General features: G+C 66.5%; 3 protein-coding genes and 1 pseudogene. All 4 read left to right on the forward strand.

The window, feature by feature from the left end; translation table 11 throughout:
• Nucleotides 1–142 precede the first annotated feature (142 nt).
• Nucleotides 143–256 (forward strand): annotated as a pseudogene (locus OHQ90_RS20355) (helix-turn-helix domain-containing protein); the annotation flags it as partial.
• 29 nt (nucleotides 257–285) lie between these two features.
• On the forward strand, nucleotides 286–1,311 hold the full coding sequence (locus OHQ90_RS20360; RefSeq protein ID WP_328399767.1) for a zinc-dependent alcohol dehydrogenase family protein: 1,026 nt from the start codon (nucleotides 286–288) through the stop codon (nucleotides 1,309–1,311).
• A 102-nt stretch (nucleotides 1,312–1,413) separates the two neighbouring features.
• Entirely contained in the window at nucleotides 1,414–1,743 is a 330-nt protein-coding gene (locus tag OHQ90_RS20365; RefSeq protein WP_328399769.1) for a hypothetical protein, read from the forward strand.
• Nucleotides 1,744–1,852: 109 nt separating this feature from the next.
• Nucleotides 1,853–15,097: a non-ribosomal peptide synthetase gene (locus OHQ90_RS20370; protein ID WP_328399772.1), complete on the forward strand. Its 13,245-nt coding sequence runs from the start codon at nucleotides 1,853–1,855 to the stop codon at nucleotides 15,095–15,097.
• The last annotated feature ends 267 nt before the right edge of the window (nucleotides 15,098–15,364 follow it).

Below are 15,364 nucleotides of genomic sequence, written 5' to 3' on the forward strand. Positions count from 1 at the left end.
GGGTGGATGAGCCGATCGCGTTCGGCGTGTTTGTACAAGCACCGGAATGCGGAGACGAAGCTGCTGACGGCGGCGTGCCCGTCACGGGTGTTCGACCGGACGACGGCGTGTGCTCGATGTTCGTTGACAAGTTGTTCGATCTGTGTGGCGGTGGGTGGTCGCGGTCGCCCGCAAGGGCGAGCTCCCGTTGACGCAGATCGCGAAGGATTTCGGGATCTCGCAGAGCTGCGTGAAGAACTGGGTCGAGCAGGCCGATGAGATCTGGGATCCGACCGAAGGAGCGTCATGAAGATGCGAACGATGCGGTCTGTCGTCGCCGACAAGTTGGGCGAACCGTCCGAGGTCCTGCGCCTGCAGACCCGCCCGCTTCCGGAGCCCGGTCCCGGCCCGGTCCGGATCCGAGTGAAAGCTGTACCTGTCCATGCCAGCGATCTGCATACCATCCGCGGGAGATACGGATTCACCCCGGAGTTCCCGACCGTACCCGGAATCGAATCCGTCGGTGTGATCGACGAACTCGGTAGCGGCACAGACGGTCTGACCGTCGGGCAACGTGTCATTACGATCGGAGTCACGGGTACGTGGCAGGAATATGTTGTCGCTGATGCCGGGCGGGTCTTGCCTGTTCCCGCCGGCATGAGTGACTCCACGGCCGCCCAGATTCTCGCCAATCCTCTCACTGCCGTGATCTTGACCGGTGATGAGCTCGATGTTCGACAGGGTGAATGGCTCCTGCAGACCGCGGCCGGTTCAACCGTGGGCCAGTCGGTCATCCAACTCGGGGCGCACGTCGGCTTCAAGACCCTCAACGTGGTCCGCCGTCGATCCGCTGTCGAGGACATCCTCGCGCTGGGGGGCACCGCGGTGATCTGCACGGAGGATGAAGACCTGCGCGAACGGGTGGCCGACATCGCAGGCCACGACGGTGTGTCCAAGGCGATCGACTGTGTCAGCGGTCAGGTGGGTGCGGACGTGTCGCGTGCGCTGGCACCGCACGGTGAGCTGGTCGTCTACGGTGCGCTGTCCACGCACCGCCAAACCGATCCCGACAAACTCACCATCCCGATCTTCGCGCGTTCACTGATCTACGAAACAAAGACCGTTCGGGGGTTTTGGCTGTTCCGCTGGTTCACCGAGACCCCGAAGGATCGGATGGCTGCCGCGATCGACCGGACAGTTCAGCTCGCCGACAGCGGCACGTTGTGCGTGCCGGAGGGCCAGCCGATCCCCGTCGAAAAGTTCAGCGAAGCCGTCTATTTGGCCGAAGCTCCCGAACACGGGGGCAAACCGCTGCTGGCGTTCGAACCGTAGGAGGCAGATATGGCGGGTAATTGACACCGTCGATCTCCCAGCTAACACCTCCGCTCGTCCCGCCCGAATCATTCCGGCTCGATAACGATCGGCCCCTGTCGAGTGGCCCAGCATCCTGCCTCCACCGACTACGACGACGACATTGTCGCCGACGCAAACCAGCTGTTCAGAGGCTCGAACAGCCAGAAGTTCAAGATAATGCAGGAGCAGGTCGGGCACGCGCATGCGGCGTCGACCGCGATCTACACCGGCGTCTCCAACGAGTTCTATCGGCTGGTGACCCAGCTGCCGCAACGGCTCAGCAGTCGCTACGCCCCATTTCGAGCGACCTGCAAGCGCCCGTCAGCGCCTCATTTCGAGCGACGGCAAGCAGTCGCCATCGCCAGTGTTTGTCAATACCCTTTCGGCGCGCTCGGCAACGGTTCAGACTGAAGTTGCCGTCGCGTGTGTGCAGCGGCGAGTACTACCCCAACCGGTAGCTACACCGACGGTCGGATGCACGCCGAACCCAGCGCCGATTCGTCAGAACGCAGGTCTGCTTATGCATGAGCAATCCGCGCCATACGCTGTCACCGGTAGCACCGCGCCCGATGGCGCGTTCCCGCTCTCGGCCGCCCAGCGCGGTATCTGGTTCGCCCAGCACATCGCGGGCGACACTCCCATCTCGATCGCGCAATATGTCGAACTGATCGGCCCGCTCGATCTCGATACATTGGCCGACGCCGCCCGCCGGACCGGGCGCGAATTCGGCACCGGCTACCTCCGTCTGCTCGACGTCGACGGTCAGCCGTTCCAGTTCGTCGACACGACGCTCGACGATGACCTGGTCACCATCGATTTCCGCGGCAAATCCGACCCAGAGGCTGCCGCGCACGCCTGGATGCGCGCGGAGTATTCGGCGCCGCTGGATCTCTTGCGAGACCGGCTGGTCGCGGTGACCATGCTGCAACTCGCCGATGATCGCTGGTTCTGGTACTCGCGCATGCACCACATCGTGCTGGACGGCATGGGCGCGCTAGCCCTGGTGCAACGCACCGGCGAGCTCTACAACGCGGCCGTCGAGGGTCGGGAGGCGCCCGCCGGCAAGGCCGAACCATTGCAGAAGATTGTCGACGCCGATCTGGCCTACCGCAGCTCGGACCGCTTCGAAGCCGACCGCGAATATTGGCGCGGCCATCTCGCCGGGATGGCCGACCCGGTCAATCTCGCGGGTCGCGAGGCCGATGTCGACGCGCATCCGAACCGTGTTTCGGGCGCGCTGCCCGCGGCGACGGCCGAATTGCTCGACTCGGTGGCGAAGGCGGCCGACTCGGGTGCCGCGCCGACCATAGTCGCCGCCTTCGGCGCTTATCTCGCCGCGATGACCGGTGCTTCCGAGGTGATCCTGAGCCTGCCTGTCTCGGCGCGCACGACGGCGTCGCTACGCCGCTCCGGCGGCATGGTCGCCAATGTCGTCCCGCTCCGCCTTGCACTGGATCCGACCACCACGGTCGGTGACGTGATCCGGGCCGCACAGAGTGAACTGACTGGTGCGCTGCGGCGGCAGCGCTACCGGCAGGAGGATATCGTCCGCGATCTCGGCTGGGCGATGGATGAGGCCGCATCGTTCGGTCCGGCCGTGAACTTGATGATGGTGGACACCAGGATTCAGCTCGGCTCGGTCACCGGCCGACTGCACGTGCTGACCTCCGGGCTGATCGATGATCTGTTCGTCAACCTGTATCCCGGCGTGGGCGGTGAGAGCACCCATATCGATCTGCAGGGCAACGGAAACCTCTACAGCAACGCCGAATTGGCAGCGCACCACACCCGATTCCTCTTGTTCCTGCACCGTTTCCTCGCCGCCGGACCGGATGCGCCGCTCTCCACCGTGCAGGTCGTATCCGAGGACGAACGCATCCAGCTGGTACCGGCGCAGGGACCGGCGGGCGTAGTCCCACGCACACTTCCCGAAATCCTCAGCGCCGGTGCGGCAATCAACCCGGGCGCCATGGCACTGCAGTGGGGCGATACCGGCCGCACATACCGCGAGCTCGACGAATATTCGAATCGGCTCGCCAGGGTACTGATCGCCGCGGGCGCCGGACCGGAACGGACCGTGGCGATTTCGATCCCGCGCTCGGCCGAGTCCGTGCTGGCAATGCTCGCGGTGGCGAAAACAGGTGCGGCATTCGTGCCGATCGACCCGACCTATCCCGCCGACCGGATCGAGCACATGGTGGGCGACAGCGGTGTCGTCATCGGCGTGACCGTGTCCGAGGCCCGAAAGTCGTTGCCGGAGTGGGTGAACTGGCTGCTCATCGACGACGAGACGATCGGCGGGACGATAGCCGCGCAGGAGGCGGCGCCGGTCACCGATGCCGACCGGCGCTCACCCATATACCTGGACCAAATCGCGTACATCATCTACACCTCTGGGTCGACGGGTCTGCCCAAGGGTGTGCTGGTGTCGCATCGAGGACTGGCGAACCTGGTCGCGAGTTCCGGCAGCGGGTTCGGTGTCGATGCCGATTCCATTGTGGCACACGCTGTCTCGCCGAGCTTCGACATCTCCGTCGAGGAAATTCTCGTCACGCTCGCGGCGGGTGCGACGCTCGCTGTGGTGCCACCGGCGGCGTATGCGGGCGAGGAGCTGGCAGCGGTCCTGCGCGCACAGCAGGTCACCCATCTCAATGTGACGCCGATAGTCGTCGGCTCGCTCGACCCGGCAACGCTGCCGGACCTGCGCACGATCGTCGTCGGCGGTGACGCGTGCCCGCCCGAGCTGGTGGCGAAATGGTCCGATCGGACCCTGCTGAACGGCTACGGGCCCACCGAAACCACCGTCACCGTGACCTTGAGCGGTCCCATGACCCCTGGTGGTCCGGTCACGATCGGCAGCCTCGTCCGCGGCGTCAGCGCCGTCGTGCTCGACCCCTGGCTGCGCCCGGTCGCCACGGGCGCCGTCGGTGAGCTGTACCTCGCGGGCACCGGGGTAGCGCGCGGGTATCACCAGCGCAACGGGCTGACCGCAAGTCGATTCGTCGCGAACCCGTATGCGCCTGGTGCGAGGATGTACCGCACCGGGGATCTCGTGTGCTGGACCGCGAGCAATGAGCTGGAGTACCAGGGCCGCAGCGACTTCCAGGTGAAGGTGCGCGGCTTCCGTATCGAGCTCGGCGAAATCGACGCCGCCCTGCAACGACACCTGGACGTCGACTTCGCACTCACCATCGGCGCCGAAACCGGTACCGGTGTCACTGCGCTGGTGTCGTACGTACTGCCCAAGCCGGGGGCCGAGGTGCACCCGGAGGCACTCAAGGCGGCTGCCGGGGAAACACTTCCGGCCTATATGGTGCCCGCCGTCGTCATGATGCTGGACAGCATCCCGCTGACGCCCCTCGGCAAGGTGGATCGAAGGGCATTGCCCGCACCGGATTTCAGCGTCAGAACCATTCTGAGCAGGCTGCCGTCTACGCCGCGCGAAGCGGCGCTTGCCGCATTGTTCGCCGAGGTGCTCGGACTGGATGCGGTCGGCGTCGACGAGAGCTTCTTCGCGCTCGGCGGCGACAGCATCGTCTCCATCCAGTTGGTGGCCAGGGCGAAGGCCGCCGGGATTCGCATCAGCGCGCGGGATGTGTTCGAGCGCAAGACCGTTGCCGCGCTGGCGGCGGTCGCCACCGAGGTGAAGACCCACGTGGTGCACGAACTGCCGGGTGGCGGTATCGGTTCCGTAGAGTTGACGCCCGCGGCGCACGCGATATTGGACCAGGGCGATACCTGGCGTCGGCTCGGCCGTGCGGCGTTGATCGCGCTGCCCACGGGCTTCGAGCGGGCTCGGCTCGGCGCTGCTGTGCAGGCATTGATCGATCACCACGATCTGCTGCGCTCCTCGCTGCGACGCGCGGAGCCCGGCTGGGAATGGGTTGTCGCCGAACATGGTTCGGTCAAGGCCGATACCCTGCTGCACGCGGTGTCGGCAGGTTCCGAAGATGTGGACGCGATCTGTGCACAGGAACTGCGGCGCGCCCGCGACCTGCTCGACCCGGAGAACGGTGTCGTCGCGCGCTTCGTACTGATCGAACGGGTGGACGCCGATCCACTGTGCTGGCTTGTGCTGCACCAGTTGGTGATCGATGACGCCTCCTGCCACATCCTGCTCACGGATCTGGCTACCTCGGCCGCGGGCGATCCGCTCGAACCGGTCGGAACCTCGTTCCGGCGCTGGGCGCACGGCCAGCTCGAAAACGCGGCCGAACGTGGTACTGAACTGACTGTCTGGCAACAGATCCTGTCCACACCGAACGCGCCGATCGGCTCCGGCACGCTCGATCCAGCCGAGGACATCGTGTCGACCGCCGCGAGCTTGCGGACCGTCATCCCGCCGGACGTGGTGGCGGCCGTACTCACCACGACACCGGATCGATTCCATTGCAGCGGCCACGATGTGCTGATCGCTGGGCTCGCCATGGCGGTAAGCCGTTGGCGCGACCGGAAATCCACGATGCTGACATTGACCGGCAACGGCCGCGCGGTCGCGACCCTGCCCGGCGCTGATATCGCACGCACTGTAGGCCGGTTCGCGAGCACGTATCCGGCGGCCCTCGACCTCGACGGCATCGACCTCGACGACGCGTTCGCCGGCGGCACCGCGGCAGGCACCGCGATCAAGACCACGAAAGAGCAGTTGCGGGCGTTGCAGGACCAGGGGGTCGGCTTCGGCATCCTGCGTTATCTGAACGCCGAGGGCATCGTCGCGCTCGCCGACGCGCCCACCCCGCAGATCACCTTTACCTATCACGACCGGACGACGTCGGTGCACGGCGAAACCTTTCCGACACAGAGCTTCTCGGCACTCATTGATGATCTCGCGCCGCTGGCCGCTGTCGTCGACATCGACGCCACCCTGACCGACACCGGCCTGGAGGTGAGCTGGGGCTATGCTTCCCGGCTGCTCGGTGCCGCCGACATCGGCGAGCTCGCCGCACTCTGGGCGGACGCATTGGGCGCAATCGCCGACCATATTCGGTCGGCGGAGGCGGGCGGCCACACGCCGTCCGACTTCGACCTCGTCCCGGTGACCCAGCCCCAGATCGACAACTGGGAGCGGACCTACCCGAACCTCACCGACGTCTGGCCGCTGTCGCCGCTGCAATACGGCATGTTCTTCCACGCGGTGTACGACTCCGACACCGCGGACGGTTACACGGTGCAGTCACTGCTCACGCTGGCAGGTACCGTCGATGCCGCCCGATTGCGCACCGCGGCACAGACATTGGTGGCACGGCAGGAGAACCTGCGGGTCGCGTTCGTGGAGACCGACGACGGTCCCCGCCAGCTCGTTCTCGGCGACATCGAAATCCCTTGGCAGGAAGTCGATCTGACTGGCATCGCCGACACGGAGGCACGCGGGCGCGAACTCGACCGCATGCTCGCGCTCGACGCGCGTACACGCTTCGAGCTCGCCCGTCCCCCGCTGCTGCGCTGCACGCTGATCCGGATTACGCCCGACGAATACCGTTTCGTGCTCACCAACCACCACATCGTCCTGGACGGCTGGTCCGGGCCGCTGCTGGTGCGCGAATTGCTGGCCCTGTACGTCACTTCGGGCGACGACAGCGCGCTCCCACCGGTGCACTCCTATCGCCGATTCCTGGGCTGGCTGGGTGAACAGGATGACGCCGCGTCGATAGCGGCGTGGCGGCGATCCCTGGCCGGCATCGATACCGCGACCCGGGCGATACCGACCCTGGCCGATATCGAATCGACCGAGACCGGCACGATCTCCGTCGACCTGTCCCGCGATACGGTCACCCGATTGGAGACGGCCGCCCGCGAATCCGGCGCGACGGTCAACACCATGGTGCAGGCGGGCTGGGCGATGCTGCTGGCCATGCTCACCGGCCGCACCGATGTGGTCTTCGGCGGCACGGTCTCGGGCCGGCCGCCGGAGCTGGCCGGTGTCGAATCGATGATCGGGCTGTTCATCAATACGCTGCCGGTGCGCGTACAACTCGATCCCACCGAGAAGGTGACCGACCTGCTCGCCCGCGTACAGTCCGAGCAGGCACGGCTGATGGACCATCAGCACGTCGGGCTGGCCGCCATCCATCAGGCCATCGGCCTCGCCGAATTGTTCGACACACTCACCGTATTCGAGTCGTTCCCGATCGACCGCGAAGCGTTGTCGCAAGCACTCGACATCGCGGGCATGCGGGTACTCGACGTCGACACCGCCGACACCACGCCATATCCGTTGAGCCTCATCGTCATTCCGCTGCGCGGTAGTGACGGACAGGACACGCTGCGAATCACCCTGAAGTTCATGGCAGACCAGCTGGAAACTGCTGCGGCACAACTCTTCCTGAATCGCTTCGTCAGACTGCTCACGCAGCTCGCCGAGACCCCGAACGCCCAGGTTTCGCAGCTGCAGTACTGCGACGACACCGAACGCGCCGCGCTACTTCCGGTCCGCGGACCCGCATCGGTGCCACTGCGCACTCTGCCCGAAATCCTCGCCGCTGGTGCGGCTATCGACAGGGACGCCATCGCAGTCAGCGCGGGCGAACTCAACATGTCCTACGGCGAACTGGACGCCTGGTCCAACCGCTTCGCCCGGGTATTACTCGGCCGCGGTGTCGGCCGTGAGATCTTCGTCATCCTGGCCCTCACCCGGTCGCTCGAGTCCGTCGTGGCGCTGTGGGCGCTGGCCAAGACGGGTGCGGCCTTCGCGCCGCTGGATCCCAACTATCCGGTCGAACGCATCGAGCACATGCTCAGCGATTCGAAGGCGCCGATCGGGGTGACGGTCACCGCGACCGGTGAGACGCTGCCCGGCAGTATCGACTGGCTGCTGCTCGACGACCTGAACACCATTCGCCGGGTCATGATGGTCTCCGATGCCCCCATTACCGATGAGGACCGCGGCGGACCGATAGATATCGACCAGACCGCCTATTTGATCTACACCTCGGGCTCCACCGGCAAGCCGAAGGCCGTACTGCTCAGCCATCGTGGTGTGGCGAATCTGGTCACCTGCCAGCAGGAGACCCTCGCGCTCGACCACACCGCACGGACCTTGCAGGTGGCCTCGCCGAGCTTCGACGCCTCGGTGTTCGAACTACTGACGGCGCATGGGATGGGCGGCAGGCTTATCGTCTCACCGCCCGACGTCTACGGCGGCACCGAATTGGAGCGGCTGTTGCGCACGGAACGGGTCACGCACGCCGTGATCACACCGTCCGCGCTGGCCACCATGGATTCGACGGACCTCGAGCACCTGCGCGTGCTCTCGGTCGCGGGTGAGGCCGCGACACCGGAGTTGATCGAGCGTTGGTCGGCGGGGCGCCGGATGGTGAATCTCTACGGTCCGACGGAATTCAGCATCTGGGCGACCGGGCCCGGCGAACTCGTCGCGGGCGAACCGATCACGATGGGCGGGCCGATTCGCGGCGCCGCGAATATGGTGCTCGACAGCTGGCTGCGCGCGGTACCGGTGGGCGTGCCGGGTGAGCTGTACCTGGCGGGTCCCGCGCTCGCACGTGGCTACTTCAACCGGTTCGAGATGACCGCGGGGCGTTTCGTCGCCAACCCGCACGGCGAACCCGGTGAGCGGATGTACCGGACCGGGGACATGGTGCGCTGGGTCCTCGGGCACGACTCCGGATATGAGCTGGAGTACCTGGGCCGCAGCGACTTCCAGGTCAAGATTCGCGGACTGCGGATCGAACTCGGTGAGATCGACGCGGTGTTGTCCCGGGACGTGGAGGTCGAATACGCGGTCACGATCGGCCGCGCCGGACCGGCGGGCGCGACGGTGCTGGTGTCCTATGTCCTGCCCCCCGAGGGCGTGCGACTCGATACCGAACGGCTGCGTGCGCAGGTGGCCGCGGAGCTACCCGGGTACATGGTGCCCGGCTACCTCATCGTATTGGACTCCATCCCGCTCACCCCGGTCGGCAAGCTGGACCGCAAAGCCCTTCCGATCCCGGACTTCTCGGATACCGGGCGGCCGTATCTCGCCCCGCGCACGGCCGTCGAGCAAGCCGTCGCCGCGGTATTCGCCGAGGTGCTCGGCACTGCGCGGGTGAGTGTCGATCAATCGTTCTTCGAACTCGGGGGCAATTCGCTCAGCGCCACAAAGGTTGTCGCCCGGGTCAATTCGGCCCTGGGTTCGACCATCGCGCTGCGCGACCTGTTCGACGCGCCTACCGTCGCACAGCTGTCCGCGCGCGTCGTCCCGGCCACCGACGACAAGCCGGGACGCTTCGCGCTCGCCCGGCGGATCCGGCCGGACCGAGTTCCGTTGTCTCCCGCGCAACAACGGATGTGGGTGTTAAACCGGATGGATCCGACCTCGCCGGCGTACAACATCGCCGTCGCGCTCCGGCTCACCGGCGACCTCGATGTCGACGCCATGCGGCTGGCGTTGGCCGATGTCATCGATCGACACGAAAGTCTGCGCACCCTCTATCCGGTGGATGCGGAGGGGCCACGTCAGGTGGTGATCGGCACCGCGGCGGCCGCGCCGCCGATGCCGCTGATCGACACCGAAGACGGTGCGCCGCTGCGGGATCGGATCAATGAGCTGGCCGGCACGGGATTCGACCTCGCGACGGAACCGCCGCTGCGTGTCGGGCTGTTGCGGCTCGACGGTTCCGCTCCGGTTCATATCGTGGTGCTGGTGGTGCATCACATCAGCGCCGACGGCACGTCGATGGCGCCGCTCGCCGCCGATCTGGTTGCCGCGTACTCCGAGCGCGCCACCGGCGCCGACACCACCCGTGTCCCGCTCGCCGTCCAGTACGCCGACTTCGCGCTCTGGCACCGGGAACTGCTCGGCAGCGAATCCGATCCGGAATCGATCGCCGCACAGCAGATTCGCTTTTGGACAGACTCACTCAACGGTGCGCCGGACGTGCTGGAATTGCCGGCCGACCGGCCACGCCCGGCCGTACAGACAATGCGCAGCACCGAGTTCGAATTCCATTTCGAAGCCGAAATGCACCGGGCCCTGATCGAATTCGCTGCCGCACACAATGTCAGCCTGTTCATGGTGGTGCACGCCGCGCTCGCGGTGCTGCTGGCCCGGCTCGCAGGCACCGACGATGTCGTCATCGGCACCCCGATCGCGGGCCGCGGCGAGGAGGCGCTCGACGAACTCGTCGGCATGTTCGTCAATACGCTCGCGCTGCGCACCCCGGTCGACCCGGGCGTTGCATTCGCCGAGTTTCTCACTGCGGTGCGGTCGGCGGATCTGGACGCGTTCGCCAACTCCGATGTCCCCTTCGAGCGGCTGGTCCAGGTGCTGAACCCGAGCCGGTCCACCGCGCATCACCCGCTGTTCCAGGTGTCGCTGACGCTGCAGAACTTCGCCGAGCCGGTCTTGGAGCTGCCCGGATTGCGCTTCGAAATAGAGGACTTCGACCGTGACGCATCGCAATTCGATCTGATGCTGGACCTGCGTGAACGTTTCACCGACACCGGACCGGCCGGACTGGACGGTGTGCTGACCTACGCGAAGGACCTCTTCGACGTGGCGACGGTCGCGTCGTTTGCGACCCGGTGGCGGCGGGTACTCACGACGGTCCTGGCGCAGTCGGATGTGTGCCTGGCTGATATCGACATCCTCGACGATGCCGAGCGCGCGGCGCTGGTTCCGGTGCGCGGTCCCGAAACCACCGGCACGACAACGCTTCCGCAACTCCTCGCCGACTCTGTCGCGCGGTATCCGGAGCATCCCGCGCTGGTCGTCGATGGAAAGACCACGACCTACCGAGAACTCGATATGCACGCCAACCGACTGGCACGGCTGCTGCTCGAGGTGGGCGCCGGCGTGGAAACGGTGGTTGCGCTCGGCCTGCCCCGGTCCGCCGAACTGCTCACCGGGATGTGGGCTGCCGCGAAGATCGGGGCGGCCTTCCTGCCTGTCGACCCGAAGCATCCAGTGGACCGCATCGATCACATGCTCACCGATTCCGGTGCCCGCGTTGGCCTCACCATCGGCGCTTATCGCCCGACACTGCCGGACAGCACGCACTGGCTGGTCCTCGACGACCTCACCTTCGTCGAACGCTGGGGTCACGCGGGCGGTCGAGGACTGCGCGACCAGGAACTGCCGAGCCCGATCCGGCCGGACAGTCCGGCATGGATGATCTACACCTCCGGGTCGACCGGAACGCCCAAGGGCGTCACCGTTTCCCACCGCGGCATCGCCGATCTCATAGCGGCCCAACGCGAGTTGCTCGGGATGGACGCGACGTCGCGGGTATTGCAGGTGGCCTCGCCGAGTTTCGACGCGTCGGTATTCGAGGCGCTGATGGCGTTCGGATCCGGCGGCGCCTCGGTGGTCGCACCGCCCGAGGTGTTCGGCGGCAGCGCGCTGGCCGAGTTGATCGACGCCGAACAAGTCACCCACATGGTGATCACCCCGTCGGCGCTGGCCACCATCGATCCCGCCGAGGTGTCGAGCGTGCGGGTGCTGGCGGTGGCGGGCGAGGCCGTCGGCGCCGAACTCGTCGACCGGTGGGCCGCGGATCGGACGATGATCAACCTGTACGGTCCGACCGAATTCACCATCTGGGCGACGGGTTCCACGCCACTTGTCGTCGGCGAGCCGGTCGCTATCGGCAAGCCCGTCCGCGGCGCATCCGTCCTGGTGCTCGACGATCGGTTGCGTCCGGTGCCCGTCGGCGTCGCGGGCGAACTCTACCTCGCCGGGCCCGCGCTGGCCCGCGGTTATCACGCCCGGCCGAGCTTGACCGCCGCCCGCTTCATTGCGAATCCCTTCGGCGGACCGGGCGATTCCATGTACCGCACCGGCGATCTGGTCCGCTGGACCCGAACGGCGTCGGGGCTGGAGCTGGAGTACCTCGGCCGCACCGATTTTCAGGTCAAGGTGCGCGGACAGCGCATCGAGCTCGGCGAGATCGACGCCGTGCTCGGTCGCGCCGAGGGCGTCGATTTCGCGGTGACGCTGGGCGTACCCGGCCCCGCCGGATCGACCGCGCTGGCGGCATATCTGGTGCGCGCCCCCGGCGTCGACCTCGACCTCGCGCAAGTGCGTGCCGTCGCGGCAGACACCTTGCCCGCGTATATGGTTCCGGCCGCCTTCGTCGTCCTGGACTCGATCCCGCTCAACGCCGTCGGCAAACTCGACCGCAAGGCCCTGCCCGCGCCGGAATTCACCACCGATCGCACCGAGTACCGGGCGCCGGCGACCCCGACCGAGGAGGCATTCGCGCAGATCTTCGCCGAGCTGCTCGGTATCGACAAGGTCGGCGCCGATGATTCGTTCTTCGCGCTCGGTGGTGACAGCATCCTGGCGATCCAGCTGGTGTCGCGGGCCAAACAGCAGGGCCTCAATTGCACGCCGCTGCAGGTTTTCGAGCACCGCACCGTTGCCGCGTTGGCCGCGGCGACCGATGCCGCGGGCACCGTGGCGACGCTCGATGAACTGCCCGGCGGTGGCACCGGCGATATGCCGATACCGCCGATCGTGCACTACATGCTCGAGCGCGGCGGCAACTACAACCGATTCGCCCAGACCGCGGTGTTGGAACTTCCGCTGGGCATCGACCGGGGCCGAATCGTGGCGACCCTGGCGGCCGTCCTCGACCGACACGACATTCTGCGTGCCCGGCTGACGCAAGCCGAGGACGGCGAATGGCGGCTGCTGGTAAGCGAACCGGGCTCCGTCGAGGTAGACACGCTGCTGCATCGAATCGAATTCGACGCGGCCGCTGACTCCGTCGACCTGCGTGAGTTCGCGGTGACCGTCTTGGATTCCGCGGCGAACCGGCTGGACCCGGCGAACGGAGTTGTGCTGCAGTTTATCTGGCTCGACCCGATCGGCGATGCTGGAGCCAGAGCGCGGCCGGGTCGGCTGATCGTACTCGCGCACCACCTGGTGATCGACGGCGTCTCGTGGCGCGTCCTGGTACCGGATCTGGTCGCCGCCTGGGCACAGGTGTCCGTCGGCAACAGCCCGGTGCTCGCGGAGACGGGCACCTCGATGCGACGGTGGGCGTACGCGCTCGCCGAGGAATCCCGCACGGATCGGCGGGTTTCCGAACTCGAATACTGGCAGGGCGTGCTCGAGGGCCCGGATCCGCTGATCGGTGCCCGTGAGCTGGACCCGGCGATCGATCAGGCACACACGTTGCGCATGATCGACCGCCAGGTATCCGCGGAAGTCACCAACACACTGCTCACCACGCTCCCTGGCCTCTTCCAGGGCGGCGTCAACGACGCCTTGCTCACCACGCTGGCGCTCGCGCTGGTGCGCTGGCGGGCACGCCGGAGTATCGCCGAGGCGACCGCGCTGGTGCGGCTGGAAGGCCATGGCAGACAAGAGGAAGTTGTCCCCGGCGCCGACCTTTCCAGGACGCTGGGCTGGTTCACCAGCATCTATCCGGTGCGATTGAATCTCGATGGAATCGATGTCGACGATGCGCTCGCCGCTGGCCCGGCCATGGGTACGGCGATCCGTGCGGTGAAACATCAACTGCTCGCGGTGCCGGACAAGGGCATCGGGTTCGGTCTGCTGCGCTATCTCAATCCCGATACGGCAGTGCAACTTCCGCGACGGCTGCCCGGTCGAATCAGCTTCAATTACCTCGGCCGGTACTCGGCCGGCGCCGGCCCGGCTGGGCTGGAGGGCCTCGGCTGGCTACCGACCGACGAGTTCGGCGAACTCAACGCGGCCGAAAGCCCGGACGTGCCACTGCAGTCCGCGATCGATGTGAACGCGGTGGTCGTCGGTGACCGGCTGGAAGCAAGTTTCGGCTTCTCTGAGACACTGCTGCACCACGACGATGTGACCGAGCTGGCCGACCTCTGGGTCGAGGCGCTCGGTGCCGCCGCGGAATTCGCCCGCACTCCGGCCGCGCAGGCCGCCGCCGACGAGGAGGCCGCCACCATCGCCGCACAATTAGCTGAGGCCGAGATCGCTACCGCTCCAACGGGACTCGGACTGGACGTGCTGTTGCCGATCCGGCTCGGCGGCACCGAACCCGCGTTGTTCTGCATCCACCCGTCGTCCGGAATCTCCTGGACCTACCTGGGATTCGCGGACGCGCTGCAGCCGGGACGACCGATCTACGGACTGCAAGCACCGGATCTCGGTGGCCACGAACCACCGATGCGTTCGATCGAGGAGTTCGCCGACCGGTACATCCGCGAGATGCGCGCGGTACAGCCGACCGGGCCGTACCACCTGCTCGGTTGGTCGTTCGGTGGGCTCATCGCACACGCGATCGCGACCAAACTGCAGCAGGCCGGTGACACCGTCGGTGTCGTCGCACTACTCGACGCCGATACCACCGATATCGATGGCGACAGTATCGAGCGGCTCACCGCGGGCGGCTTCGTCAACGCCTTCGGCTCGGTCTTCGGTATCGACGACGTGCCGGCTGAGGCCACCGCTGAAGCCGCCGCTGAGCTGATTCGCGAACGGCTGGGTGGTGTTTCGCTCATCGACGCAGACACAATCGAGCGGATGGCCGGATCGTTCAACGCATCGGCGCAGACCAGAACCGGCTACCAGCGCCCGGTATTCGACGGCGACATCGTGTATTTCAGCGCAACCGTCGATGCCTCCGACATCTTCGGCCCCGGTGGCTGGCGGCCCTATGTGACCGGCGATATCACCAACCACGACATCGAGGTCACGCACCTCGAGCTGACCGGACCACGTGCGCTGCCCATCATCGCGCGCGTGCTCGACGCGGAATATCTGGGAGGAAAACGAGGGGTTCCGAAGAAGGAGTCCTCGTCGAAGGAATCGAGAAGTCGTTCGGCGCCGTAAAGGCCTTGCGGGGGGCGTCGATTCGCGGCAGCACCGGGCGAGGTGCTCAGCATCCTCGGCCCGAACGGGGCGGGCAAGTGCGTGCTGATTCTCGGGTGCTGGTGCGGTTGTTTCCTGGTATCGCTGTGCGAGGCTTTGCTAGCACAGCCGATGATCGCTGCCGAGCTACGCCTGGCCATTCTGGGATTCTCCGACGAGGTGCACGTTTGGCTTCCTATCGCCGATATGCGGGTTCAGACACAACTACCGCAAGTTGTCGGTGTGCTG

The sequence above is a fragment of the Nocardia sp. NBC_00403 genome (assembly GCF_036046055.1).
In the GTDB taxonomy this organism is placed as follows: domain Bacteria; phylum Actinomycetota; class Actinomycetes; order Mycobacteriales; family Mycobacteriaceae; genus Nocardia.